The sequence below is a fragment of the Pseudomonadota bacterium genome (assembly GCA_018817425.1).
Lineage (GTDB): Bacteria > Desulfobacterota > Desulfobacteria > Desulfobacterales > RPRI01 > RPRI01.
The window spans coordinates 58,417-85,147 of record JAHITX010000007.1; the positions used below are offsets into that span (position 1 = coordinate 58,417).

General features: G+C 41.0%; 18 protein-coding genes and 2 pseudogenes. 9 read left to right on the plus strand and 11 right to left on the minus strand.

The window, feature by feature from the left end; translation table 11 throughout:
- Nucleotides 1-4 precede the first annotated feature (4 nt).
- The 6 genes from KKC46_01525 (at nt 5) to KKC46_01550 (ending at nt 6,992) form a co-directional block, all read left to right on the plus strand.
- Entirely contained in the window at nt 5-532 is a 528-nt protein-coding gene (locus KKC46_01525) for a hydrogenase iron-sulfur subunit (GenBank protein ID MBU1052490.1), read from the plus strand.
- 63 nt (nt 533-595) lie between these two features.
- Nucleotides 596-3,583 carry an FAD-dependent oxidoreductase gene (locus KKC46_01530; GenBank protein ID MBU1052491.1) on the plus strand — a complete coding sequence of 996 codons (2,988 nt, stop codon included), beginning with the start codon at nt 596-598 and terminating at the stop codon, nt 3,581-3,583.
- Nucleotides 3,583-4,017 carry a hydrogenase iron-sulfur subunit gene (locus KKC46_01535; protein MBU1052492.1) on the plus strand — a complete coding sequence of 145 codons (435 nt, stop codon included), beginning with the start codon at nt 3,583-3,585 and terminating at the stop codon, nt 4,015-4,017. Before KKC46_01530 ends, KKC46_01535 begins: the two co-directional genes overlap by 1 nt.
- 3 nt (nt 4,018-4,020) lie before the next feature.
- Nucleotides 4,021-5,319 (plus strand): (Fe-S)-binding protein, encoded by a 1,299-nt coding sequence (locus KKC46_01540; GenBank protein MBU1052493.1) that lies wholly within the window; start codon nt 4,021-4,023, stop codon nt 5,317-5,319.
- A 52-nt stretch (nt 5,320-5,371) separates the two neighbouring features.
- Nucleotides 5,372-6,043 (plus strand): methylenetetrahydrofolate reductase C-terminal domain-containing protein, encoded by a 672-nt coding sequence (locus KKC46_01545; protein MBU1052494.1) that lies wholly within the window; start codon nt 5,372-5,374, stop codon nt 6,041-6,043.
- A gap of 25 nt (nt 6,044-6,068) precedes the next feature.
- Complete coding sequence (locus KKC46_01550; protein MBU1052495.1) at nt 6,069-6,992, plus strand: methylenetetrahydrofolate reductase; 924 nt, start codon at nt 6,069-6,071, stop codon at nt 6,990-6,992.
- Between the two features lie 80 nt (nt 6,993-7,072).
- On the opposite strand, the gene fdhF is transcribed toward KKC46_01550, so the two are convergent.
- The 3 genes and pseudogenes from fdhF to KKC46_01565 all read right to left on the minus strand — a co-directional run bounded on the left by fdhF (nt 7,073) and on the right by KKC46_01565 (nt 11,197).
- Nucleotides 7,073-9,733: a formate dehydrogenase subunit alpha gene (fdhF, locus tag KKC46_01555; protein ID MBU1052496.1), complete on the minus strand. Its 2,661-nt coding sequence runs from the start codon at nt 9,731-9,733 to the stop codon at nt 7,073-7,075.
- Nucleotides 9,713-10,762, minus strand: a pseudogene (locus tag KKC46_01560) (FAD-dependent oxidoreductase). Before KKC46_01560 ends, fdhF begins: the two are co-directional and overlap by 21 nt.
- A 201-nt stretch (nt 10,763-10,963) precedes the next feature.
- Nucleotides 10,964-11,197: pseudogene (locus KKC46_01565) on the minus strand ((2Fe-2S)-binding protein).
- Nucleotides 11,198-11,616: 419 nt separating this feature from the next.
- Here KKC46_01565 and KKC46_01570 point away from each other — a divergent pair.
- From KKC46_01570 to KKC46_01580, 3 genes are all read left to right on the plus strand, one after another.
- Nucleotides 11,617-12,627 (plus strand): transglutaminase-like domain-containing protein, encoded by a 1,011-nt coding sequence (locus tag KKC46_01570; protein MBU1052497.1) that lies wholly within the window; start codon nt 11,617-11,619, stop codon nt 12,625-12,627.
- A gap of 69 nt (nt 12,628-12,696) precedes the next feature.
- Nucleotides 12,697-13,359, plus strand: a complete 663-nt coding sequence (locus KKC46_01575; GenBank protein MBU1052498.1) for a 4Fe-4S dicluster domain-containing protein — start codon at nt 12,697-12,699, stop codon at nt 13,357-13,359.
- A complete protein-coding gene (locus KKC46_01580) occupies nt 13,356-16,403 on the plus strand; it encodes a molybdopterin-dependent oxidoreductase (GenBank protein MBU1052499.1) in 3,048 nt (1,015 codons plus the stop codon). The genes KKC46_01575 and KKC46_01580 overlap by 4 nt, the downstream gene beginning before the upstream one ends.
- A gap of 111 nt (nt 16,404-16,514) precedes the next feature.
- Here KKC46_01580 and KKC46_01585 read toward each other — a convergent pair whose 3' ends face one another.
- The 8 genes from KKC46_01585 to hrpA form a co-directional block, all read right to left on the minus strand.
- Nucleotides 16,515-18,251, minus strand: a complete 1,737-nt coding sequence (locus tag KKC46_01585) for a TIGR03545 family protein (GenBank protein MBU1052500.1) — start codon at nt 18,249-18,251, stop codon at nt 16,515-16,517.
- Nucleotides 18,252-18,286: 35 nt separating this feature from the next.
- Nucleotides 18,287-18,523: a 4Fe-4S binding protein gene (locus KKC46_01590; GenBank protein MBU1052501.1), complete on the minus strand. Its 237-nt coding sequence runs from the start codon at nt 18,521-18,523 to the stop codon at nt 18,287-18,289.
- Nucleotides 18,524-18,591: 68 nt separating this feature from the next.
- Nucleotides 18,592-19,722, minus strand: a complete 1,131-nt coding sequence (locus KKC46_01595) for a sodium ion-translocating decarboxylase subunit beta (GenBank protein MBU1052502.1) — start codon at nt 19,720-19,722, stop codon at nt 18,592-18,594.
- Nucleotides 19,723-19,765: 43 nt separating this feature from the next.
- Nucleotides 19,766-20,176: an OadG family protein gene (locus KKC46_01600; protein MBU1052503.1), complete on the minus strand. Its 411-nt coding sequence runs from the start codon at nt 20,174-20,176 to the stop codon at nt 19,766-19,768.
- A 136-nt stretch (nt 20,177-20,312) separates the two neighbouring features.
- Nucleotides 20,313-21,089: a zinc dependent phospholipase C family protein gene (locus KKC46_01605; protein ID MBU1052504.1), complete on the minus strand. Its 777-nt coding sequence runs from the start codon at nt 21,087-21,089 to the stop codon at nt 20,313-20,315.
- A 6-nt stretch (nt 21,090-21,095) separates the two neighbouring features.
- Nucleotides 21,096-21,620: a methyltransferase domain-containing protein gene (locus tag KKC46_01610; protein MBU1052505.1), complete on the minus strand. Its 525-nt coding sequence runs from the start codon at nt 21,618-21,620 to the stop codon at nt 21,096-21,098.
- Nucleotides 21,613-22,569: a tRNA (adenosine(37)-N6)-dimethylallyltransferase MiaA gene (gene miaA, locus KKC46_01615; protein ID MBU1052506.1), complete on the minus strand. Its 957-nt coding sequence runs from the start codon at nt 22,567-22,569 to the stop codon at nt 21,613-21,615. Before miaA ends, KKC46_01610 begins: the two co-directional genes overlap by 8 nt.
- A 9-nt stretch (nt 22,570-22,578) precedes the next feature.
- On the minus strand, nt 22,579-26,556 hold the full coding sequence (hrpA, locus tag KKC46_01620) for an ATP-dependent RNA helicase HrpA (protein ID MBU1052507.1): 3,978 nt from the start codon (nt 26,554-26,556) through the stop codon (nt 22,579-22,581).
- Between the last annotated feature and the right edge of the window lie 175 nt (nt 26,557-26,731).

Below are 26,731 nucleotides of genomic sequence, written 5' to 3' on the forward strand. Positions count from 1 at the left end.
TTACCTGGAAGGTAATATTCAAGCTGAAAAAAAGATTATTATGACCCAAAAACTTCTAAAGCTTTCCGGCATCGGGGAAAACAGGTTGCATCTGGCCTGGCTGTCCTCTGCTGAAGCTCAGAGATTTGTTGATATATCCACAGCAGCTATAAATAGCATTAAGGAACAGGGTAAATTTGAACCGGCTATGTATGAACTTGAGCTGGGTGCTGTGGAAGAAACTTTAAAATCCGAAACAATACGCTGGATGGTCGGCAAAGAAGTTAAATTGCTCACCAAGGGCGATGTTTACGGCCGAAAATGGGAAAGAGAAAAATTTGAATCTGTTCTGGATTCCGTTCTGGATAGAGAATACAAAATTCGTCTGATTCATCAGGCGATAGCTGCCGGGTTTACATCTGTCAGAGGGATAAGCAGCAGAATCGGGATGGAGATGAAAGAAATTTCCTATCTTCTGGCAGACATGGAAAAAAGCAGCATGGTCGAATTTAAAGGCCATGAGGGCAGCATTCCGGTTTTCGGAGCATTATAATTCAAAGTATTATAATAAGGAGATAACGTGGCAACGGATAAAGGTAAAATCAGCGGGTCTGTTATGGTGGTTGGCGCCGGTATTGCTGGCATGCAGGCATCGCTGGATCTGGCAAATTCAGATTACTATGTGCATCTTGTAGATAAGTTGCCGACAGTCGGCGGCATGATGGCCCGGCTGGATAAGACATTCCCGACCAATGACTGTGCGATGTGAGTTATCTCACCTAAACTGGTCGAGGTCGGCCGGCATCTTAATGTTAATAAAATTACAAACAGCGAAATAAAAACGGTTGAAGGTGAACCGGGTAATTTTACAGTTACTCTTGTTAATCATCCCCGATATATTGATCCTGTTAAATGTACGGGCTGCGGAGAATGCGCCCGTCATTGTCCTGTCACAGCAGTCAACCGCTACAACAAGGGGCTTGATGAACGCAGAGCAACCTATATTGAATATCCCCAGGCAGTTCCGCTTGCATTTGGCATCGACACTGAAACTTGTATCGGCTGCGGCCTGTGTGAAAACATGTGCGTTGCAAAAGCTATCTGCTACGACGATGTTGAGCGTGAATCCACACTAACTGTTGGATCAATAATTCTTGCATCCGGTAGCCAGGGATATGACCCTTCCAAACTGGATTTTTTAGGTTACGGTAAGTATCCCAATGTAGTTACCAGTGAAGAATTCGAGCGTATCTTGAGTGCATCAGGACCTTATCGTGGACATCTTTGCCGTCCGCTTGACCGTGAAGAACCGAAAAAAATCGCATGGCTGCAGTGTGTCGGCTCCCGTGATACCAATAAATGCGGAAACGGTTACTGCTCGTCCGTATGCTGCATGTATGCGATCAAGGAAGCCATGATAGCAAAAGAACATGTGCATGGCGAACTTGACTGTGTAGTATTCAATATGGATATCCGTTCTTTCGGCAAGGATTATGAAAAATACTACCTAAGGGCCAAAGACAAAGATGGCGTAAGATTTGTTAAAGCAAGGATTCATACGATTACGGAAATTCCCGAAACAGGCGATCTTTCTGTACGATTCGTAAATGAAGCGGGAGAAATTCTTGAAGAAATATTCAACATGGTGGTTCTGTCCGTTGGCCTCCAGATTCCCGAAACATCAAAAGTACTGGCAAAACAACTGGGGATTGAGCTGAATAAATACAATTTTGTTACCACAGATCCATTTACACCGGTTATTACTTCACGTCCCGGTGTTTATACCTGTGGTGTATTTCAGGGCCCAAAGGATATTCCAAGTTCCGTTACTGAAGCAAGCGCAGCTGCCTGTATGGCAGGTGGTGATCTTGTGGAGGCCCGTGGCACTGAAACTAAAGCTATTGAAATCCCTGATCAACAGGATGTAGCTGAACAAACCCCTAGAATCGGAGTATTTGTCTGCAACTGCGGTATCAATATCGGCGGAGTTGTCAATGTTCCTAAAGTTACCGAATATGCAGGAACTCTTCCTTATGTGGTTTTCACAGATCACAACCTTTTCACCTGCTCTCAGGATACTCAGGATAAGATCAAGGAAAAGATCATTGAGCATAAGCTTAACCGGGTGGTCGTAGCATCATGCAGTCCAAAAACTCATGAACAGATGTTTATGGAAACCTTAGAGGCATGTGGCCTGAATCGTTATCTGTTTGAAATGGCAAATATACGAAACCATAATTCATGGATACATTCCAAGAGTCCTGAACTTGCTACACAGAAAGCAAAAGATCTGGTCAGGATGGCAATCGCCAGGTCTGCTACTTTGAAGCAATTGAACGAAAAAGTCATTTCAGTCAATAAGCAGGCTCTTGTTATCGGTGGTGGTATTTCCGGAATGAATGCCGCGCTTGGTCTTGGGAAGCAAGGATTCAAGGTGTTTTTGCTGGAAAAAGAATCTGAGCTGGGCGGCTTTTCCCTCAAACTTCACCATACTATTGAAGGAAAAGATGTTAAAACATATATAAAAGAACTTATAGAACAGGTTCAGCAAAATCCAAATATTGAAGTTATTACTAAAGCGCGTGTAACCGATTTTGCAGGATATAAGGGAAATTTCACAACTGAAGTAGCTGTCGGAGAAGAAAAGCAAAAGCTTGAACACGGCATTATTATTGTTGCAACCGGCGCCAAAGAATATATCCCAATTGAATATTCATATAATGAAGATCCACGTGTAGTAACACAGGTTCAGCTTGGAGATATCCTGGAAGATAAAGGAGCCGCAGAACTTGATTCTGTTGTAATGATCCAATGCGTTGGTTCCAGAAACAAAGAAAATGAAAACTGTTCCAGAATTTGCTGTCAGAATGCAGTTAAAAACTCCTTGGCGATAAAAAAATTGAATCCCGAAACCAATGTTTATGTGCTTTACAGGGATATCCGCACATATGGACTTTTAGAAGAATATTATACTGAAGCAAGAAATCTGGGAGTTATCTTCATCAGGTTTGATGAGGATCATCCTCCTCAGGTGGAACCTTCTTCCGAAGGAATGATTGTAAAAGTAAAAGACCATATTCTTCAAAAAGATCTTGAAATACGTGCTGACCTTTTGGCGCTAAGCGCTGGAATGGTTGCAGAAGACACAACCGAGCTTTGCGGAATAATGAAGTTTAACCGCAATCCGGAAGGATTTTTTATTGAAGCGCATGTTAAGCTGAGACCTGTTGATATGCCGGGTGAAGGAATTTTCCTGTGCGGTACTGCTCACGGGCCAAAACTGATAACCGAAGCAATTGCTCAGGCCCAGGCTGCTGCATCCCGCGCAACAACATTTCTTTCCAAGTCTCATATTAAACTGTCGGCAATTACAGCACAGGTGGATACGGAACATTGCGTGAAATGCCTTACCTGTGTCCGGTCTTGTCCGTTTGAAGTACCGGTCTTTAATACTGAAAAACAGGTTATTGAAATAGATGACGCCATCTGCCATGGTTGCGGTGTGTGCGCAAGCGTATGCCCAAGGCAGACCATTCAGCTTAATTTTTATGAAGATGATCAAATTACTAGCAAAATTGATGCCTTGCTGGCAGGGGGAATGTAATGTCTGACTTTGAACCAACTATTATTGCGTTTTGTTGCGAGTACTGAGGATATTCTGCTGCGGACCTGGCAGGTTCGATGCGGCTGGATTATCCTGTAAATATTAAAATCATACGGGTTCCCTGTACCGGAAAAGTGGATGTCATGCACTTGATGAGATCTATACAGATGGGCGCTGACGGCGCTTATGCTGTCGGCTGTCTGGAAGGGGCATGCCATTATAAACAGGGAAATTTACGTGCCAGGGAACGGGTTATGCACGTACAGAAACTTTTGGAAGAGGTTGGACTTGAAGGGGACAGAGTAAGGATGTATAATCTTTCTTCAGGCGAGGGACCTACCTTTGCAGCATATGCAAAAGAGATGACTGAACATATAAAGAAGCTTGGGCCTAACCCATTAAAAAAATGGTCAACAGCCAAAAATAAGGAGTAAACTATGGCGGAAGAAGCAATCAAACTTGGCGGTAAAAAGAAAAGTATGTTTATAGACAAAGTCAAGGAAATTCTCCCTAAAGGGGGTAATCTTAATCTTTGTCTTACCTGTGGAGCATGTTCATCAGGATGTCCTGCGACAGGGCTTGAGGGCATGGATCCAAGGAAATTTTTGCGCATGGCGGCACTTGGCATGGATGAAGAGTTATTAAAGAGCGATTGGGCATGGATGTGTACTATGTGCATGCGTTGTATTTATGTATGTCCAATGGAAATTAATATCCCACAGCTTGTTTTCAATGTCAGGAACAGCTGGCCCAGAGAGAGTAAGCCAAAAGGAATTCTTGGTTCATGTGACATGGCCTTAAGAAACGATACATGCAGCGCTATGGGTGCAACCGAAGAAGACTGGCGTTTTGTAGTTGAGGACGTTGCCGAAGAGGTAAGAGAAAGCCAGGAGGGTTTTGAAAATCTTCAGGCTCCTATGGATAAGGTGGGCGCTGAGTTCTTTTTAAATCAGAATTCCAGAGAGCCGGTAACGGAACCGGACGAGATGGTTCCTTTATGGAAAATACTTCACCTGGTTGGTGCGGACTGGACTTACGGTTCAAAAGGATGGGCTGCTGAAAACTATTGCATGTTTATGGCAGAAAATGAAAGCTGGAAACACATTGTCGAGGTTAAAGCCAAAGCTGTGGATGATTTAAAGTGCAAGGTCTGGCTCAATACGGAGTGAGGGCACGAACTATTTGCAGTCCGGTCCGGACTGGCAAAATTCAATATTCCTTATAATTTTGAGATAAAAAGCATCATTCAGTATTATGCACAGTGGATCAGGGAAGGAAAGCTTAAGGTTAATTCTGATTGGAACAAAGAGCTTCAAGTCAAATTTACTGTTCAGGATCCATGCCAGCTTGTTAGAAAAAGCTTTGGTGACCCAGTTGCCGAGGATTTAAGGTTTGTTGTAAAATCTGTTGTAGGAGAAGAAAACTTTATTGATATGACTCCTAACAAGTCGAACAATTACTGCTGTGGTGGTGGTGGTGGTTTTCTGCAATCAGGACGTCCCGATGCCAGACGTACTTATGGTAAACTAAAGGATGAGCAAATCAAGAAGACCGGAGCCACATATTGTATAACTCCATGTCATAATTGTCATGCTCAGGTTCATGATCTATCGGAGCATTTTGAGGGCGGATATCATACGGTTCATTTATGGACCATTATATGCCTTTCTCTTGGCATTCTTGGTGAAAATGAGCGCGAATACTTAGGACCGGATCTTGCTGAATTAGGGTTATAGCATTATAGTTACCGGGAATGGATTGATTCTCCGGTATTAAGAGGTAATAATAATGATAGTAGCACAAAGAAAACCATTTGATGAAATAAAAAACTTTATAAAGGATTATAAAAAGGTTCTTAACGTTGGTTGCGGAACCTGCGTGGCCGTATGTCTTGCAGGCGGTGAAAAAGAAGTTTCCGTTCTTAATGCAGAGCTTGATATGGCACGAAAGCTTGAAGATAATCCGATAGAGATAGACGGATTTACGGTTGAAAGACAGTGTGACAGAGAATATCTTGAAGCTCTTGATTCCAAGGTAAAAGATTATGAAGCTCTTGTTTCAATGGCATGCGGAGCAGGAATTCAATTTCTTGCCGAAAGATATCCTGATAAACCGGTTTTTCCCGCTGTTGATACTACTTTTATAGGCGTAAACCAGGATGTCGGTTGGTATGAGGAAAGATGCCGTTCATGCAGCAGCTGTGTCTTAGGCCTTACAGGCGGTATATGCCCTGTTACCATGTGCGCAAAAGGCCTTTACAATGGTCCGTGCGGCGGGACAAATCAGGGAAGCTGCGAGATAGACAAGAACCAACCATGTGCTTGGTATATGATATATGAGAGGCTTAGTGCACAAAATCGTCTTGATTGTATTCTGGAGATAACTCCTCCTTCAAATTGGCAGAATCAGATACCAAGAACTGTGATTCAACCCGGGTACAAAAAACCGGAAAATTTATAAAATAAATATATAGGACAACATAAAAATGAAATCAGGCAGCAATTTGGAAAAAGTCTTGGAGGCGGGGCATTTTGCATTTACAGGTGAGCTTGGTCCGCCCCGCGGAACTGATGCCGATGAAGTAAGACATAAAGCGTCACACTTAAAAGGTATGGTTGATTCAGTTAATATCACAGACAACCAGACAGCCGTTGTGCGTATGGCTAGTTGGGCTGCTTCCATAATCGCAATTCAGGAAGGGCTTGAGCCTAATTACCAGATGGTATGCCGTGACCGTAACCGACTTGCCATGCAAAGCGATATTCTTGGAGCATATGCCCTTGGAATTAGAAACATGCTTTGCCTGTCCGGCGATCATCAGAAATTTGGTGACCACCCCCAGTCTAAAGGTGTTTTCGATATCGATTCAATGCAACTTATAGGCATGGTAAAAGGAATGCGTGATGACGCAAAAATGTTAGGTGGTACGGAAATGGAACATCCACCTAAAATGTTTATCGGCGCAGCATCAAATCCCTTTGCCGACCCATTTGAATGGAGAGTGCATCGCCTTGCCAAAAAGATAAAATCCGGTGTTGATTTTATCCAGACACAATGCATATACAACATGGAAAAATTCAGAGCCTTCATGAAACAGGCAAATGATATGGGACTTACCGAAAAAGTCTATATTCTTGCCGGAGTCACTCCCATGAAAGGTGTCGGTATGGCAAAGTATATGAAAAATAATGTGCCGGGCATGGATGTACCTGACGAACTTATTAAAAGGCTTCAGGGTGTTGACAAGAAGATGCAGGCTGATGAAGGCATAAAGATAGCATGTGAGCAGATAGAAGAGTTTAAAGAGATGAAAGGAGTTGCAGGAGTTCATCTTATGGCAATCGAATGGGAGCACAAAGTTCCTGAAATTGCCGAACGAGCGAAAGTTCTTCCAAGACCGGTATTTTAAGTTAAACAAAAATTTATCCTGTTAGAGAATTAAATCCTCTAACAGGATTTTTTTAATGACTTTCGTATAACCACATATGATTATATTTTCTCAACTGACACTGCGCAGGCTTTGTACTCCGCAGTAAAACTTACAGGATCAAATGCAGCATTAGTAAGCCAGTTTGCATTTGTCTCCCTGAAGTGAAAGGCCATCCATACCATACCGGCAGGTACCTGATCCGTTACTTTTGCTTTTACTATTACCTCGCCTCTTCTGGATTTAACTTTGACCTTCTCACCTGTTTTAACACCAAGTTTTTCGGCATCCGCAAAAGAAATATCCGCGGTTTCTTCTCCCAAAAGTTCATTAAGCCCTTTGGTATGGCCGGTTTGTGTGCGGGTGTGATAATGATAAAGACGTCTGCCCGTACTTAACACAAAAGGATATTGCTGATCGCAAACCTCGGCAGGAGGCGTCCAGTCAACAGGAATCAAATTTCCAAGCCCGCAGGTAAAACATCCGTCTTTATGCAAAGTTGCAGTTCCCATATGATCTAATGTTGGAGCAGGCCACTGAAGACCATTTTCTTCTATACGCGAGTATTTTATTCCGCCAAACTGCGGTGCTAAAACAGAAACCTCATTGTCCCATATCTCCTGCGCACTGCTTGATTCCCAGTTTTGCCCCATCCTTTTTGCAATCTCTTTGAATATCCACCAGTTCGGCTTGGACTCTCCGGGAGGCTCTTTAACTGTACGAACACGACTTACTCTTCGTTCGCTGTTTGTAAATGTGCCGTCATTTTCGCTCCAGGCAGCAGCCGGTAAAATCACATGGGCAAACCGGGTTGTTTCATTATGGAAGATATCCTGTACTACCATAAATTCGGCTGATTCCAGGCAATGTTCCACATGATGAATATCAGGTTCCGTGTTGGCAAGATTTTCCCCGAAAACATAGAAGAATTTTATTTTACCATTAACAAGACCATCCATCATATGCGGCATCATCATGCCGTTTTTGCCGGGAAGATTTTTCACTTTCCATGCTTCTTCAAATTTGGCCCTTGCCTCCGGGCTTTCAACTTTCTGGTATCCATGGAACACATTCGGTAAAGCGCCCATATCGCATGCGCCCTGAACATTATTCTGGCCTCTTAAAGGATTTACTCCTCCGCATTCGAAACCAACATTTCCTAAAAGCATCTGAAGATTTGCACAGCTTAAGACATTGTTCACACCACAAGTGTGTTCGGTAATTCCAAGAGTGTACATAAGCATTGCAGGCTTTGCAGAAGAAATACTTCTTGCAAACTTCCTGATAACATCGGCATCAATTCCGGATATCTCCGCCGCCCTTTCAGGCGGGTATTCCATCACTTTTTCTTTAAGTTCTTCAAATCCCAAACAACATGATTTGACATATTCCTTGTCATATAAATCTTCGGTTATCAGCACATGCATAATACCGTTTATTAAAGCAATGTCACTTCCGACTTTCAGCGGTAAATGCATTTTCGCCAGCTTCGCCAGATCGGTACGCCGCGGATCAACAACATATAATTGTGCACCTTTTTGTACCGCTCTTTTGACCCCAGCAGCAGCAACCGGATGGGCTTCGGTCATGTTTGAGCCGATCACAAATATCATTTTAGCTTTATCAAAATCGGAAAAAGAATTTGTCATTGCACCTGAACCAAAAGCAATCGCCAGACCGGCGACGGTAGGAGCATGTCACGTTCGCGCGCAGTGATCGATATTGTTCGTACCGATCGCCGCGCGAAAGAGTTTTTGCATCTGATAAGAATCTTCATTGATGCTCCGGGCGCAACTTACACCTGCAACTGCATCAGGCCCGTGTTTTTCGATTGTCTCTTTTAATTTGCTTACTATAAGATCAAATGCTTCATCCCATGTGGCTTCCTTATATTGGCGATCACCCTGCCTTATAAGAGGTACTTTAAGCCTTTCATCGGAATATATGAAATTAAATCCGAACCTACCTTTTACACACAAATGGCCGTAATTGGGTGGCGCATCCGCACCATTTATCTTTACAACCCTGTCGCCAATCTTTTCCAGATTAAGCTGGCATCCCACTCCGCAGTAAGGACAGGTAGTCCTCACAGTTTCCAGCTTCCAGGGGCCGGAAAGTCCCTCATGCTTTTCTGATAATGCTCCGGTCGGACAGTTTGCCAGGCAGTAGCCGCAGGAAACGCAGCGATCATTTATACTCGGAATAAAAACAGGCGGGCCACCATCATTTCTGCTCTCATCCTGTATCAGATCGAAAGCATACTGAACCTGATATTGTGAGCAGCCGTTCAAACACTTGCGGCAGGTAATGCATTTGTTGGGATCTACGGTTATTAAAGGATGTTTATCTATTATTTCATATTTTCTTTTCTTCCATGACTGCAAGTTATCCTGATCTACCCCGTATATCGTAGCATATTCTCTTAACCTGCATTCAAATGCATCCTGGCAGCCGCAGGAAAGACATCTTGAAGCTTCTTCTTTTGCTTGCTCTTCAGAAAACACCAGTTCAGCCTCTTCAAAGCTCTTAACTCTTTGAGTAACCGGAAGAATCGGTGTTTCATTACGCGGGCGGCTTCTAATACCTTCAAAATTGGCCTGGTCAACTACTTTTAATTTCCCTTTTGTTATATTAAAAGGTTTTGCGTCCTTTATAACAGCCCCATCAGTCAGATAGCTATGAATAGACAAGGCGGCCTCACGTCCGTCAGCACTTGCCTGAATAACCGTTCTTGGGCCTCTTAAAAGATCTCCGCCTAAAAACAGATACGGAATACATGACTGAAGGGTGTTTGTATCCGTTTCAGGAATCCCTTTTCTCGTAAAAGCGGCTTCTTTAAGTTCGGTATCTTCTTTTAAGAATTGCACATCCGAAAATTGTCCGATGGATATAATAGCCTGATCGGCTTCAAGAATTGTTTCAGAACCTTCAATAGGAACAGGTCTGGGACGTCCACTGCTGTCTGCGGCTTTTAATTCATTTTTAAGATATTCAACACCGGAAAAAGCCCCGTCTTTGGAAATAATTCTTGTCGGAGTAGCCAGTATATGTATCTTTACGCCTTCTTCTTCAGCATCATGAATTTCCTGCGGGTTAGCCGGCATTTCTGCTTTTGTCCGCCGATAAAGCATTATAACTTCTTCTGCTCCCATGCGAAGGCAGCTTCGGGCAGCATCCATACCTGTATTCCCATTGCCGATTACTACCACCTTTTTACCAACTGGCGGCGGATCACCGGAAGCGGTTCGAATCAGAAATTCTATGGCGGACATGACTCCCCGCATCTCTTCTCCGGGAATTCCAAGTTTATAAGAATTCCATGCTCCTATGGCTAAAAATATCGCATCATAACCTTCGCTTTTAAGCGATGCCAGGGTAAAATCTTTTCCGAATTTCCTGTTTGTATTAACCGCTACGCCAAGATCCAAAATTTCCTGTATTTCCTGATCAAGCACAGCCTTTGGAAGACGATATTCAGGAATACCGTATCTCAGCATACCGCCAAGCTTGGGCATGGCATCATATATGGTAGCAGCGTGGCCTTTAAGGCGCAGATAATAAGCTGCGGCAAGGCCTGCCGGTCCGCCTCCTATTATGGCTACCTTTTTACCTGTATCGGGAGGTGGTGCAGGTGTTACCCTGATTCCGCGCTCGGCAGCATAATCGGCCGCATACCTTTTAAGATCCTTTATGTTGATAGCTTTTTCAACACGATTGCGGCGGCATTCTAACTCACAAGGATGCGGACACACTCTTCCGAGTGTTGCTGCAAAAGGAGTCTTTTCTTTTACCAGCCGAAGAGCTTCTATAGGATCGCCTCTTTCAATATGAGCAACATAACCCTGGATATCCAGATGTCCGGGACAAGTCATATGACATGGCGCCACACAATCTCCGTAATGCTGCTCCAGCATTAACGTTAAAAGTCCTTTGCGTGTTTCTAAAACAAGAGGAGAATCCGTATGAACCACCATTGCTTCTTTAACCATTGTAGAACAGGAAGCAATAAGTTTGTTTTCGCCTTCCACTTCAACAACACAGATCCGGCAGGCTTCTTCAGGTTTTAACAATGGATTGTGACAAAGTGTTGGAATAAAAATCCCTTCCTGAACAGCTGCCTGCAATATGGTGTTCCCGGATTCCGTTTCAACAGTTTGACCATTAATAGTAAGAGATACTTTTGACATATATCACTCCGCTATATGCATTTATGTTATTGTTTGGAGCTTTCCATAATTAAGAAACTGGAAATACCCCTGCTTTTCTATATGAAAATTTCATTATTAAACGGAAACATATGACAAGAATGGCATAAATAAGTCAAGAAAAAATATAGTTTTTTTTAATATTCATGAAACCATCCACAATGTATATCCATTTTCCCTCAGGACGATTAAAGCATTAAAACAGCAAACATTACAAACAGCTATCAGATATCATATTTACAGTATCAATATATTCAATCCATATGGTACTTAGAATCAATATTATATATTTGACCGCTTATAAGCTCGCCTTTATCTTAAGCAGAAATTTTATAGGAATAAACCTCATAATCTTACCGCTATTTTAAACAATCTAGTATTTAACAATCCAGGGAGAAAAAATGAAAAAATTTTGTGCCGTATTATTGTTTGTTTTTTTATTGATTACATTACCGGCTTTTGCAGGTATTCCTTCGGGAAATCTCACCTTTACAATAACTCCTTCTATTACGGATGGAAACAAGGATGTAAAACTGTGGGCGCCATACCCAATGAGTGACGAATTTCAAACTATCACCAACATGAAAATTGCAGGAAATTATCAGGAATCCGCTATCTATCGCGATCCTGTTTCCGAAGCTGTATATTTATATGCCGCCTGGACTAAACCTGTAGACAAACCCTTGTGTGTTATGAGTTTTCACATCAGCCAAAAAGACCGGAAAAATGCCAACCTGAAAGATTCCGGCAAAAAATATCCTGAACTTGTTTTAAAATATCTTGAATCTACAGATGAAATTCCGGCCAATGACCCTGAGATGAAAAAAATTGCTCAAAAAACTATTAAAGGCAAAAAAGGCACCCTTGAAAAAGCAAAAGCTATTTACGACTGGGTTGTACAAAACACCTTCAGAGATCCTGATGTAAAAGGCTGCGGCCTTGGATTACCCCACAGAACCATTGAACAATGTAAAGGCGGGGGAAAATGTGCTGATATAAGCGCTGTTTTTGTAACTTTAGCCCGTGCAGCCGGTATTCCGGCAAGAGATGTTTACGGCCTTCGCCTGGCTTTACCCAAAGATGGAGATGTTACAAGCAGCTTTCATTGCTGGGCTGAATTTTATCTTCCCGGCACAGGCTGGGTAATGGTTGACCCTGCAGATGTAAGAAAAATGATACTGGTACACAAACTTGAACTCAATGATGCTATGGATTGGTACAAGTTTTTCTGGGGCGGAGATGATCTTTTCAGACTAGTTCTTGAAAATAATTCAAGAGGCGTTTCGCTTTACAAAGCAGAGCAGAAAATCAGCTATTTCATGTATCCGGCAGCCCAGGTAGACGGCAAAATGCTTAATTATTTTGATGCCGCAGGATTCAGTTATAAAGTGGAATATATTGGCGACAAATAACAAACGCGTTTATCATGTGCCAACCCTGTGATATCAACGAATTCTACCTTATATTGAGAGTACTTTATCATGGAAAACAGAAGAGCATTTATAAAAAACGGCCTTATGGTTTGCCTGGGAGCAAGTGGTGTCTTGTTTGGAACAAAAGCCTACTCCTTTCCATCTGCCGCAGGAGCCAGATGGGGCATGATCATAGACAGTACACGCTGCACCGGCTGCCAGTCATGCATGGTAGCCTGCAAGCTTCAGAATAATACAGCACAAAATGAATTTAACACAAAGATTAAGGATACGGAAACAGGAATCTGGCCTGATGCACGGATAAGCTTCAAAACCACATTGTGTGTTCACTGCAGCGACCCGCCATGCGTCAAAGCCTGCAAGGCAGGCGCAGCATTTATGCATGAATCCGGTTTGGTATTAACCGATTGGAACCTGTGTGACGGAAACGGGGCATGCATTGATGCCTGCCCTTATGATGCGCGATTTCATGACAACCGCTTTTCGGATAAGACAGACAAATGCGATTTGTGCATAAACCGGCTTGCGCAGGGATTAAGTCCGGCCTGTGTTGAAAACTGCTCTCCCGGAGCACGAATCTTCGGCAGGTTTGACAAGCCTGAAGGTGAATTTGGAAAATATCTGAAACATATTGAAAAGCAAATGTCAAAAAAATCACGCAAGACATCCGTGATCTATCATAGCATGGAAAAGGAGGGGCAAGGATCATGAGCAGTAAAAATGATGACAACACAAAAGTAATCAGCAGGCGCACTCTGATCAAAACGGGTCTGGCTGCCACAGCTGTTCTTTCCTGTGATACGGCTATTGCCGAAAGCCCCAAAACAATTGATCCCAGAGAGTTGCAGAAAACACCTGAAACACGATTATCACCAAATACAAAAACCGTTCATTCCGTTTGCCTGGCCTGTAATGCCCGCTGCGGTGTTCGCGGAGTAATTCAGGACGGCAAGCTGGTCAATATTTCCGGCAACCCTTACCATCCTTATAATATGCAGTTTGATCCCATTTCTTATGACACACAATTGGCCGATGCTTTGAAAATAAGCAGCCCGGTTTGCGGAAAGTCGCTTGATACGCCCGGATATATATACAACCCCTATAGAATATTATCCCCGCTTAAACGCTTTGGCCCAAGAGGATCGAAAAAATTCGAACCGGTTTCCTGGGATACCTTAATACGTGAAGTTTCCGATGGAGGAAGGCTTTTTGCACATTTAGGAGAAAACCGGCAGGTTCCGGGTATAAAGGATCTTCTTTCCGATGAACCCATACAAAGTGATGATCCTTCCTTAGGTCCCAAAAGAAACGGTCTGGTTTTTCTTACAGGCAGGCTTCAAAGCGGAAGAAAAGAGTTTATCGACCGTTTTGTTAAAAGCAGTGTGGGATCTAAAAACCGCATCGGCCATACGGACATATGCGGTCTGGGCTTTCGCATGGGTAATTTTGCCTTAAGCGGTGAAAAAGAAGTGGAACTTAAAGCCGATCCAAAAAACGCCGATTACATACTTGTTTTTGGGGCCAATATATATGAAGCATTACAACCTGGAATCAATACTTACGGTGCAATAGTGGCCCGCAGACAGTCAGGAGGCAAACTCTCCTTTTCTATCGTAGATCCCAGAGCTACACGGGCATCGGTTCACGCAAAAGACTGGCTTCCTGTAAAACCCGGAAAAGACGGGGCACTTGCCATGGGCATAATCCGTTACATGATGGAACATGACAGGGTAAACAAATTTTATTTAAGCGCTCCTAATGAAACGGAAGTAAAGAAAAGGGGGTTTGGTGTGCTTTCAAACGCAAGTCATCTTGTAATCTGTGATCCAACCCATCCGGATGACAGCGCTTTTTTGCGCATGAAGCATATAGATCCGTCGCTTGGTGATGTTAAAGGCAATGAAAAAGTTGTGTTTGAAGAAAACAGCCGGAATACGGCTTCAGCTCAGTACATCCGGCAGGCAAACCTTGATGCAGAAGGAGTAATAAAGGATTATTTTGGAAACAGCGTCCGCGTAAAAACCGCCTACCGTCTATTAAAAGAAGAGGCTTTTGCACATTCTCTTTCTGAGTATGCAAAGTTTTCCGGTGTTTTAAAAACACAAATTCAAAGAGTTGCCCATGAATTTTCTTCTCACGGCACCAGAGCTGCGGTGACCCAGTATCACGGGGCAGGAAACTATGTTAACGGCACATACGCCGCTTATGCTATTGCATCATTAAATGCCCTTGTCGGCAGTGTAAACATGAAAGGTGGTTATCTTAAAGGCGGAGGAGGTTGCGGAAGCCCGGTTAAAGGCATATACGATCTTAAATCATTTCCAAACAGTGTGAAAAACAAAGGGGTGGCTATATCCAGGGAAAAGGCGGTATATGAAAAATCCGCCGAGTATCAGAGCAAAAAAAGGGCGACAGGATCAGGCTATCCTGCCAAACGCCCCTGGTTTGCTTTTACCAAGGGGGGGCTTTGTGTAGAAGCTTTAAGCGGAATTGATCAGCAATACCCCTACCCTGCCCGGGTTCTTTTTACTTATCTTTTTAATCCGGTTTACTCCATACCGGGAGGTTATCGCTTTAAAGAGACACTGGCCGATACGGATAAAGTACCGCTTCATATCTCTTTGGATATTGCTATAAACGAATCCAACATATATGCCGACTATATAATACCGGATTTAAGCTTTGCCGAAGGACATTACGGCTGGCTTACTCCTCATGCTCCTGGTTTGTCCTTTACAGGTATACGAAGCCCCATGATTGAACCCATAAACCACAAAACGCCTGACGGCAGACCTATATGCACGGAAACGCTTTTAATTGATCTTGCCAAATATATGAATCTTCCCGGTTTCGGTCAGGGAGCAATCCACGGAAAAGACGGGAAAAGCTATGATCTTAACCGGGCCGAGGATTTTTATTTAAGAGCTTTTGCAAATATAGCAGACAACGCAAAAATCCCAAAAGCCGATCAGTCTGAAATCTCTTATGTTGAATCGGCTTATCTGCTTGCAAAATATAAAAATATACTTCCTGAAGAACAATGGCACAGCGTGTGTCATATGCTTGCAAGAGGCGGTGTATTCAAACCCTATGATGCGGTTTTTGAGAAAGAGGTTTTCACAAAAGGTATTAGTGAAGTACATCTGTACAATGAAAATCTGGCAAAAAGCATAAACAGCCTTACTGGCAAACGATTTTCGGGCTCTCCCGGCTGGCTTAATCCCAGCAATTCCAAGGGAATGATTTTAGATGAGATGGAAAAGCAATATCCGTATTCAATCATAACTTACAAAAGCAGACTGCATACCCAATCACGATCTCTCTGGTCAAATTATGCCATGGAAATCCAGGATGAAAATAATATTGAGATAAATATTAATGACTGTAAGCAACTGGGACTCAAGGAGGGAGATAATGTAAAACTGGTTTCTGAAAGTAATCCTGAAGGCATACAAGGGAAGGTTCAGCCCACATCTCTGATACGGCCGGGCTGTATTGCAGTGTCATTTCATTTTGGTCATAGCCAGTTTGGTGGAAGTATTTTGGAAGTAAAAAAAGGAGATAAAGTTTTTCAGGGAGGCAAATCTGTTATGAAAGGAAATTTTCTGATTTCAAACCCGGAATTTACAAAAGGTTTGAATTTTAATGATGTTGCCCTTCTGGACAAAAATATGAATCAGACTCCTATGGTAGATCTGGTGGGAGGTATTCCTGATTTCAGCAGTACAAGGGTTAAGATCATCAGGGAGACTTAAGCTCTATCGTGTTTTGCCCCTGCATTCCCCACAGGCAGGGGCAAAACACAAGTTTATACAGTGATTTTCAATTAGCCTTAATTTATAACAATTGCTGCAATGAACCGCCGGTTAAAATAATGGAAGTTTAAAACCGCCGATACCGGTATTTTTCTCAGCGCTTCCTGCCTGCATTCCGGTCAACTGGGACAACCTGTTTTCAATCTCGCTTTCCAGCCCTTCAAATCCTGCAAGACTTCCCTTTGCCTCCTGAACCGGACCTTTTACTTTATCCGATATACCTGCACGAAGTTTGTTTTGAAATAATGCAGCTTGTTCTTTTACTGCCGAGCCTATGGCGTTTTTAAGCAATCCGTCAAGGTTTGAAGATATATTAATTTTATAGTTATCCACAGGGCCTGTAATATCGGCTTTAATATCTATTTTTGATACTCCTTTTAAAGCGCTTGAAACGGCTTTTGCGTAGCCGGAGGACACATCACCTGATAACATATTAACATCGTTTAGGTTAAGTTTTACTGCTGCATCAATAATACCCTTTTTTAATATTGCTTCAAGATCCATGTCCGCATTGCCTTTTTCAAAAGTAAGCGGCAATGATGAACTTTTGGAAATGCTTGCTGCTTTTATTTTATAGTTCTTAAGCTTTAAATTAAATTTATCTGAAGGAAAATCGGGTTTAATACGGTTTACTGATCCGTCAAGTTTTACTGAATTAACACCTGAAAGTTTATCTCCGGCAAAATCAAAAGTAATAGGACGACCAAGTATTTTCTGATCGGAAGAAATGTCTTTTATTTTACCGGAAAATTCTCCCATTGGAAGATTTACGGAAACATTTGAAAGGCGTATAAGAAAATCAGGCATAGTTTCTTTTTCTGCCGGTGGTTTAACTTCTTTTGTCTTTTCTTTTTTATCGCCGTCTTTTTTATTAATAAACGGCTCAAGCCTTTGCTTCCAGTAAAGCCCCCTGTCAACCCATTGTTGAATTTCAGGGCCTATAAAATAACGGCTGATATTTGACAAGCCTGAAGCTGACAATCCATATTTTTCCGAAAGCCTGCGAATATCTTCCTGGGGAGCTTTTTCTAATGCTGAAATCTTCGACTTAAAATTTGAAAGAGTGGAGTTTAGCTCATTTTGTGATTTTTTCAGCACCTTAATTTCTTCATGTATGTCCTTATAAATAGACCGAGCTTCTCCTGTAGCACCAAGGATGCTTCCGATATCTTTTGTGTCTTTCATTTTTTTTAGAGCTTCGATGCGCTTTTTATATTCTTCTATCTTTTCCTTTCCGGCAATAGCTGCTATTTTTTTCTCCCATAAGCCTTTACTGTTTTCAATATCCGACTTTATCTCTTTCGCCAGCTCAAGCGTTTTCAGATTCTCTTTTGCAAGCACCTCATTGATATCAGGCATTTTAAGCGCAGGAAAACCTGGGGCCAACTCTTTTTCTTCTTTTTTAGCAACTTTAACCTGTTTTTTTGTAGCGCCGGATTTTGTACGCTTTGTATCAAAGCGAACATTATCTATGTTCAATTCATCTATAATAACTTTTTTGCGAAACAACCAAGTAGTGTCGACATTTGCTGAAATACGCCCAATCTCAACAGCATTTTTCATTGGCTCATAAGGATTTGTAACCTGTAGCCCGTTAAGGGTTAAACCCAATGGGAAAAGAGACAGATCAGCATTTTTTAACTCGACTTTTGCTCCCGCAGCCTCAGTACCCTTTGCTTCTACCATATATTCCACAAACAGATCGGCAAATACTGCCCACACTAAAAAAACAAATACTATCACAACGAAAAAAGCTATAAGTATCTTGCGTCCGAATCCTTTTTTCATACCTTCCCTCCTAACTGAAAAGTTTTGAAACTGGCTCAGGTAACATGTTTAATAAAAACAGCACCCAAGGGGCAGGCTTCAATGCAATCCCAGCATCCCATACACATATCCTGAAATATCATGGGTTGTTCGAAAACACCATCAATCTGTTTAATCACTTTGTGTGTGCATGCCGGTACAGCGGCACAACACCCTTCGTCCGGGTTACATATTTTTGGATTGCATATAGTATAATTAACTAAAGCAAATGATTTTTTAGGCTGCATAAACATTTATTGTATTCAAGGGGGCGTCCTTAAAGTCTCTTGTCAATTTTCTACAATTCGCACTCATAATCAAATTAAGTCATCATAAAGCTCCAAAGAATACCTGCACAGATGGCTGAACCGATTACACCGGAAGCATTGCACGCCATAGCATGCATAAGCAGATAATTACCAGGGTCCTCTTTTTGAGCCACCATATGTACTTCACGTGCCGATCCCGGCACAGCAGAAACGCCTGCGGCACCCAACAAAGGATTTATCTTCTCTTTAAGAAAGATATTCATTATCTTCGCAAATAAAACACCGGAAGCAGTGGCTATGGAAAAGGCAATTAAACCAAGAATAAAAATTCCCAGTGCTTTGGGTGTGACAAAAACATCGGCTTGAGTACTTGCACCAACGGTAAAACCAAGAAAGATAGTGGCAGTGTCTATAATAGTAGAGCTTGCTGTTTTGGCCAACCGATCTACGACACCGGAAACTTTCATAAGATTACCAAAGAAAAAAGGACCGAGAAGAGGAATGGATGCCGGTGCCAAGAAGCAGCAGAGTAAAACACCAATAATAGGAAAAAAGAGCAGTTCCTTGCGAGTAACTTGTCGTTTGTTATCAGGCATGCGGATCAATCGTTCCTTTTTAGTGGTTAGCAACCGCATGATAGGTGGTTGTATTATTGGTATCATTGCCATATAAGAATATGCGGCAATGGCAATGGGGCCGATCAAATCCGGCGCCAGTTTAGCTGTCAGAAAGATAGAGGTTGGGCCGTCTGCCCCGCCTATGATTGCTACCGAGGCAGCCTCATTGGGTGTAAAGCCTAAAGCCAGTGCGCTAAGCAATGTGAAGTAAATACCCATTTGGGCGGCAGCGCCCAATAGCATCAGTTTGGGTCTTGCCAATAACGAAGAAAAATCGGTCATTGCACCAAGGCCAAGAAACACAATGGCAGGATATAATCCTGTTGTTACACCAAAATAAAGATAGTGCAGTACACTGTTATCTTCGTAAATACCAAGGCCGAATCCTTTGAAAAAAGGAATATTGCCAACAATAATACCAAAGCCGATGGGCAACAGTAAAAAAGGTTCATACTTCTTGGCGATAGATAGATAGCAGAATAGAATACCTACTGCTATCATAATAATATATCTATAATCGACCATTGCAAAACCGGTATTTTTCAAAAAGCCAAGAGCCAGTTCCATTAAATCAAATATCCTCGGTATATGTAGTAAAAGAACCTGTCATTTAGTTATTTTTCCAGGTAAAGATTCCATCATCCAAAGGTACAAGAAATCCTGCTTCTCTTAGCGATCGAATGGTAATATGCGGATGTGGCATTTGCTCCCTTTGTGTAAGCTGATAGAGTTTGGATAATTCGAACATGCTTCCTAAGTCTTTTGAAATAACCTTATATATTTTTGCAGTTGCCTCCAGATCTGTTTGCAAACCCATGTTTGCATCAAACTGATTTGCAGGCAAAGACATTTTTTTTTGCTGCCCGGTCCCAAATTGTTTTTTCTCGAAGAGCATGATAACCTTGTGTAATTGAGATATTATAAAAGATAAAATTGACAATCCGAGAATTACTATGATTGCACCGGTTATCGCCATTGCCCAACCATTATTAGCCGAAATAAGTCCAAAATCGAAATACATGGCGGATATGCCTCCTATACCCGAAAATAGCTATGAATAAACGGCGCATCAAAATCCGGGCCGTGTAAAAGATATATTATATTGCCATAAGTGTATAGGAATTCAATATATGCGTCAAGATTTGCTTTCCATATTCTTAATTTTTCAGTAGTGTATCAGGCTGAATTAATTGTGGAAGAACATCCATTGCCCGCTTTGTGCCAGCCTGAATATATTTATTAACACCGCCTGCTTTGCGAATAATAGTTATGGCATTTTCCAAGTATAAATCATGCTCTTTGCGAGTTTTCTTCAATTCGGATTTTGTTTTACCTGATAAGGCAAGCATTTGAATATAGGAATCGGGTGTGCTTCCATCCATTATGTGAGATCGGATAATTTCCCACATATTTATTAAAGAATCATGCGAGATATTTACAAGAACATCAGGAATCGAAACTTGATTTAAAGCCTGGGTTACGGAGTCAAAGTCTGTAAATTCTTTTTTACACAGCATATCATAAGCAGTAAGCATAACCGTGCCGGTTACAGGAAAATCCGCCAGGGCCGACATTTTAAGAGTTCTTACTTGTTGCCACCCGAATTCTTTCCAGATTTCATCTGCTGCCAGATGGCACAGATATCCGGCTATAAAAAGTTGTTCTTCTTTTGATAAAGTTTCCCATGGTCGCAGCAACTCTTTGTCGATACGGCTTAAGAAATTTTCACAACTGTAATTAAAATACTTTTTGCTGTTTTCTTTTTTACGCTTTACAAAATGAGTCTGAGATTTGTCGATAATACTAAAACGGTTTACATCGACCAGCAAACAGCCGAGCAAAAAAGCGCTGTAATTTGCGGTGCTGTGTTCGATCTGCCGTATCTGCGAAAACACGTGTTTTCCTACAAGCAAATGTGTAATTAATGAAGCCATTTTAATTTATATCTTTTGCGCAATTATTCCGGCAACAGCTTTTTGGTTTTCCACAATTCCCTCATGATACCTAAGACACCTGAAATCGCGGAACATATCAAGCAATTCATTATGCTTTAAAAGAAAATCGGGATTATGCGGTTTTCCGAACTGAATCTGGTCTATTATAAAAGTTTCATATACTACAAACCCGCCTGTGCATAAACCCGCCTTGATTTTAGGAATTAACGATCTTTGAAGATAGTTAAAGCAGATAATAACATCATAACTGTCTTCGGTGATATAAGTATCTTTTTCAAGATCAACAACATGTGTGCTGATATCCACCCCTGATTGCCTGGCATTTTTTTCGGCAATTTTTATAGCTTCTTCTGATATGTCTATTCCTTGAACCTTAAAACCCAGACTCGCAAGATAAATAGAATTTCTTCCTTCACCCATGGCTATGTCAAGAACACGGCCTTTAGGTAACAGGTTTATGTTTTCAACAAGAAAGCTGGATGCGTTTTTTTCTAATGATTGTTTATCCAAGGCTATCTCCTTTTTTAAGGAAATTTTCTGCAAGTATTTTAATATCTCCAACCTGATCCGGTTTCATCCATATAATGTCAGGATCGGCGTTAAACCAAGTCAGCTGGCGTTTTGCAAATCTTCTGGTGTCTTGCTTCAGCGTGCGTATTGCTTCATCTAAAGTAATGCTTCCTGAAATATAATCTATCATATGCCGGTATCCTATAGATTGCATTGATTTAAGATCTGCCGAATAATTCATATCAAGAAGCCGTCTTACTTCATCTTCAAAACCGGCCTCAATCATTAAGTCCACTCTTTTTTCTATTCGCCTGTAAAGAGCTTCTCTTTCCATATTAAGCCCGATCTTTAAAACATTAAACCGATTTTCAGAAAAGCCATGCTTTTTTTGATGTTCTAAAATACTTATACCTGTTGACTCAAAAACTTCCAGTGCCCTTATTATCCTGAATGTATCATTCGGGTGAATTTTATCTGCTGCTTTAGGATCAAGTTTTTTAAGTTGATTATATAAAAATTGAGTTCCGTTTTCTTTGGCCTGTTTTTTAAGATGAATCTTAAAATCGCTGTCTGCCGCAGGTTTGATGTCAAAAAGACCGTGAACCAGAGCTTTTATGTAAAGCCCGGTTCCACCAACTATAAACGGAACCTTGTTTTCTTCTTCGAGGCTGTTTATTATTTCGATTCCCATTGAGGCGAATTTTGCAGCACTGAAATCTTCATCAGGATCTATGATATCTATCATATGGTGAAACACACGCAGGGTTTCATCTTTTGTTGGTTTTGCTGTTCCAATATCTAAATATCTATAAACCTGCATTGAATCGGCGCTTATGATTTCGCCGCCGAAAATTTCTGCTGTTTTGATGCCTGCTGCTGTTTTACCTATGCCTGTTGGGCCGCAGATTACGATAATAGAGATTTTTTTATCTGTTATGTCATTTATCATATCATTATATTATATTAGGCGCTCGATTTCTTTAAGCTTTTTATCCAGTCTTTTAGAAGAGATCGGGATTGGTGTTTTTAACTCCTGGGCAAAAAGAGATACCTTATATTCTTCAATCAGCCAGAAGTATTCTTCCATGGCTTTTCTCTTTTCCTCCGATATAAAAGGGGAGATGTTTTTAAGAAGTTTATCAAGAGAAAGTGTATGTGTTTCAAGTTCATTTGACTTTATAATGTCTTTTTCAGGATCAATCATAGCTCTTTGTGCCCTTATTGATGTGGCTTTAAGATACCTGGAAAGATGCAAAAGCCGCTCTGGCTCATATAATTGGATGAAATTATTCGGCACCAGCCGGACAACTTCATTTTCAAGTCTGTCTATCATTAAAAAAGCTTCCTTGTTATTATTAAGACGACATCTTTTGCATAGATCCTGTAAAATTGATCTGGTCTCATGAAATGCTTCTATTACCGGAGAAATTTGTTTAATTTTTTCCTGGCCATAAGAAAATATATTCTTAAGAACATACTGTGAATGGGTGTTGAAAATATCTCCGGTTCGTATTTCTTTATCAAAAAGATCATTTATTATGCCATTAAAAAGCATTTTATCAAAACTTTTTACTCCCCCGAAAAAAACTGTATATTTATGAAGTTCAGAAGGAATAGAGATCTGTTTTTTTACATGCTTTATATCTTTGTCAAAAGTTATTAAAAAAAGAGCGATAGTTCCTTGTTTATGTGATAACTGAGCCGTTTTTTCAGATTCATAAATTCTAAGATTAACGCAACCTTCATCTATATCAAGAGCCGGAAAATAAATCCTGCTGGTGTTTTCATCTTCCTTTATTACAAGCTGCTTTGCAATGTCTCCAAAATCCCATTTTAAAATACCTGTCTTTTCATACTTTCTTTTAACTGATGCAAGCATTCTGTTATCAAGCGGCTTTGAATAATCTTTTAATAAAATATTTTTATCTTTTCCGGCAAAGATCTCTTTTCCCTTGGCATCAATTATTGAAAAGCGCATTTTAAGATGCTCAGGCAAAGAATCGTATGACCATGCGCTTGCAGGAATATCGACTTCGAAATTACGGAAAATAAAGTTTGAAAGCTCGGTTGCAAGCGCAGCTTTTCCCCTTGGCATTTTTTCTATGATGGTATCAACTATTTTAGAAAGAGGGAGTAATTTTTTTCTGTATTCTTTTGGAAGTCCTTTTATAAGCGCAGTTATCTTTTCCTGCAATAGTCCGGGTACAAGCCAGTCTGCTTTTTCCGGTAAAACGGATGATGATGATGAAACCGGAATCTTGACGGTTATGCCGTCATCCGTTTTGCCCGGATCAAAATTATAAAGACATATAAAGGGTTTTTTGCCTAAGTTTATACTATCCGGATAAAGAGACAGATTCTCTTCATCCGGCAAATAACGCAATAAATCTTCTTTTTTCATCCGAAGATGTTTATCGTTACCAAAGCTTTTTATGTGCCTGGAAAGTGTGCGAATCTCACAGATTCCAGGAAGCTGTTTTTTGTAAAATTCAAATATGGTTTCATTGCCTGCGAAAACATCTCTTTTTCTTAACCTGTTTTCCATATCCAGAACTTCTTCTTTTACTTTTTTATTATGTTCCATGAAAGGCAAAAAGGTGTCGATATCTTCTTCAACAAGGGCGCATCTTATAAAAATATCCGATGCTTCTTCCGGATTTATTTTTCCGTAAGATACGGATCGTCCGGCAACGATTGCAAGTCCGTATAAACTTGCTTTTTCAATGGCCACAACTTCTCCGCGTTTTCTATCCCAGTGTGCTCCATAATAGGAGTATTTGCACTGCTCTTTTCCGATTTCTTCTATCCAGGCGCTTTCTATGGTTGCAGCAGTTCTTGCAAAAAATCGCGATGTTTCAACCATTTCGGCAGATACTATCCAAGTGGGCGGGTTTTTGAATAATCCTGAGCCGGGAAATATCATAACGGATTTATCTCTTGTTGCACTAAAACTATTCTTTTCTTTTTTTACGGCAATATTTGATAAAAAACCGCTTAGTATCGATTTGTGGATGGCAGTATAAAGCGGGCTGAATTTGCTGTCTGATTTATTTGCACCGCTTAAAGCTTTCACACTTTCTGTTTTCCGGCTTTTCATACCGGTTTCAATAAGTATATTTGTTATCTGTGTATATATGTCGCGCCACTCTTTCATCCTTTTAAAAGATAGAAAGTTTGCTTTGCAGAATTTTCTTGCTCCGGAAGTAGTACCAGATGCTTCGTTATATTTATTCCATATGTTAAGAAGAGTTATAAAGTCTGAAAGCGGGTCTGAGAAAATCTTGTGCGCTCTGTCTGCTTCCTCTGTTTTATCGGCAGGTCTTTGCCTTGGGTCCTGAGAGCTTATGGCTGAGGCGATCACTGTCATTTCTTCAAGACATCCTCTGTTCGGTGCTTCAATAAGCATTCTGGAAAGCCTGGGGTCAACCGGAAGGGCTGCCATAAGTTTGCCGGTTGGAGTTAGGCAATAAAGCGCTTTATTGCCAGGCTCCTGTTTTATCGCTCCCAGTTCCAGAAGAATGTCATATCCATCCTTGATGCTTTTTGGCGAAGGCCTGTCTATAAAAGGAAAGGAAGATACTTCACCCAGTTTTAAAGCAATCATTCTCAATACAACTTCGGCAAGATTTGACCTTAAAATTTCGGGCAGCGTATAAAGAGAGCGGGCTTCATAATTTTCTTTAGAATAAAGACGCACACAGATGCCGTTTTCTACTCTTCCGCACCTGCCTTTTCGCTGGTCTGCGCTGCTTTTTGAAACGGAAACTACTGGCATAGCGGTTGAGCGAGATCTTGGGGTATAATGCGGAATACGTGCAAGACCTGTATCTATCACATATTTTATGCCAGGGATAGTAATAGATGTTTCAGCGATATTGGTTGATATGATAATCTTTCTTGCAGATAGAGGCAAAAAAACCTTTTTTTGCTCTGAAGCCGGAAGCCTTGCAAAAAGGGGTATTATCTCAACGGATCTGTATTTTCTTCCTTCAAGGATTTCGGTTGCTTCCCGGATATCCAGTTCTGTGGGCATAAAAATAAGTATATCGCCGTATGGATTTTCTTTTACTATTTTATCAACAGCTTCTATTGCAAGATCTGCATAGCTTTTGTCTTCATCTTTTTCAGGTTCAAAATCTACAGGAAGATAGCGTACATCAACAGGAAACATTCTGCCTGAAACTTCAATTACAGGTGCATTATCAAAAGCTTTTGAAAATTTATCGGTATCAATTGTTGCAGAAGTTATAATCAGTTTTAAGTCTTTTCTTTTTATTAAAAGAGTTTTCAGCACTCCAAGTATAAAGTCAATGTTAAGACTTCTTTCATGTGCTTCGTCAACAATTATGGTGTCATATTCATTAAGATACGGATCATTATTGGCTTCCGCCAGCAAAATGCCGTCGGTCATTATTTTTATGTATGAGTCTTTATGTGTTTTATCGTCAAAACGGATTTTGTAGCCGACGGACTTTCCGGTTTCCTCTCCGAGTTCCTGTGCAATACGTGCACAAACGGTAATAGCGGCAATTCTTCTCGGCTGAGTACAGCCAATTTTACCAAAAATCCCCCGTCCTGCGGCAAGACAGAATTTCGGTAATTGTGTGGTTTTGCCTGATCCGGTTTCACCCGAAATAATAACAACCTGGTTTTTAACAATAGAATCTATGATTTCATCTTTTTTGGCTGTTATGGGAAGATCGGAATCAAAATCAAATTTTGGGATATTGTTTCTTCTTAATACTTGTTCATGAATGGAAGCATCAAGCTTTTTGGTGATATCAGAAAGCAGCTTTTCAATTTTTTGCCCTGCAAAGTTTTTGGAAACAGCGTTTTTCAGTTTTGATATTTCGCGGTAAAGAACCGGTCTGTCCACCCGCATTGCTTTTTTAACCCTGAATTCGGTTTTGTTAATTATTAAATTTGTTTGTTTCATTTGTTGCAAGCTTAAATGCTCCGGCTGTGTTTTTATTGCACTGTAATATGATGTTTAGCTTTTTATCATATTTTAGCCAAAAATCCCATACAAGTTGTGTGCAATTTATTTGATATTAAAATAAACAGCTTAGCAAGTATATATTTGAAAGATGCATACAAATTGATCAAACTGC

Coding starts and splice junctions, on each gene's coding strand:
- KKC46_01585 (MBU1052500.1), bottom strand. CDS start 18,251: ATGAAAAAAGGATTCGGACGCAAGATACTTATAGCTTTTTTCGTTGTG.
- KKC46_01580 (MBU1052499.1), top strand. CDS start 13,356: ATGAGCAGTAAAAATGATGACAACACAAAAGTAATCAGCAGGCGCACT.
- KKC46_01595 (MBU1052502.1), bottom strand. CDS start 19,722: ATGGAACTGGCTCTTGGCTTTTTGAAAAATACCGGTTTTGCAATGGTC.
- KKC46_01545 (MBU1052494.1), top strand. CDS start 5,372: ATGATAGTAGCACAAAGAAAACCATTTGATGAAATAAAAAACTTTATA.
- KKC46_01570 (MBU1052497.1), top strand. CDS start 11,617: ATGAAAAAATTTTGTGCCGTATTATTGTTTGTTTTTTTATTGATTACA.
- KKC46_01605 (MBU1052504.1), bottom strand. CDS start 21,089: ATGGCTTCATTAATTACACATTTGCTTGTAGGAAAACACGTGTTTTCG.
- KKC46_01575 (MBU1052498.1), top strand. CDS start 12,697: ATGGAAAACAGAAGAGCATTTATAAAAAACGGCCTTATGGTTTGCCTG.
- KKC46_01600 (MBU1052503.1), bottom strand. CDS start 20,176: ATGTATTTCGATTTTGGACTTATTTCGGCTAATAATGGTTGGGCAATG.
- miaA (MBU1052506.1), bottom strand. CDS start 22,569: ATGATAAATGACATAACAGATAAAAAAATCTCTATTATCGTAATCTGC.
- KKC46_01550 (MBU1052495.1), top strand. CDS start 6,069: ATGAAATCAGGCAGCAATTTGGAAAAAGTCTTGGAGGCGGGGCATTTT.
- KKC46_01590 (MBU1052501.1), bottom strand. CDS start 18,523: ATGTTTATGCAGCCTAAAAAATCATTTGCTTTAGTTAATTATACTATA.
- hrpA (MBU1052507.1), bottom strand. CDS start 26,556: ATGAAACAAACAAATTTAATAATTAACAAAACCGAATTCAGGGTTAAA.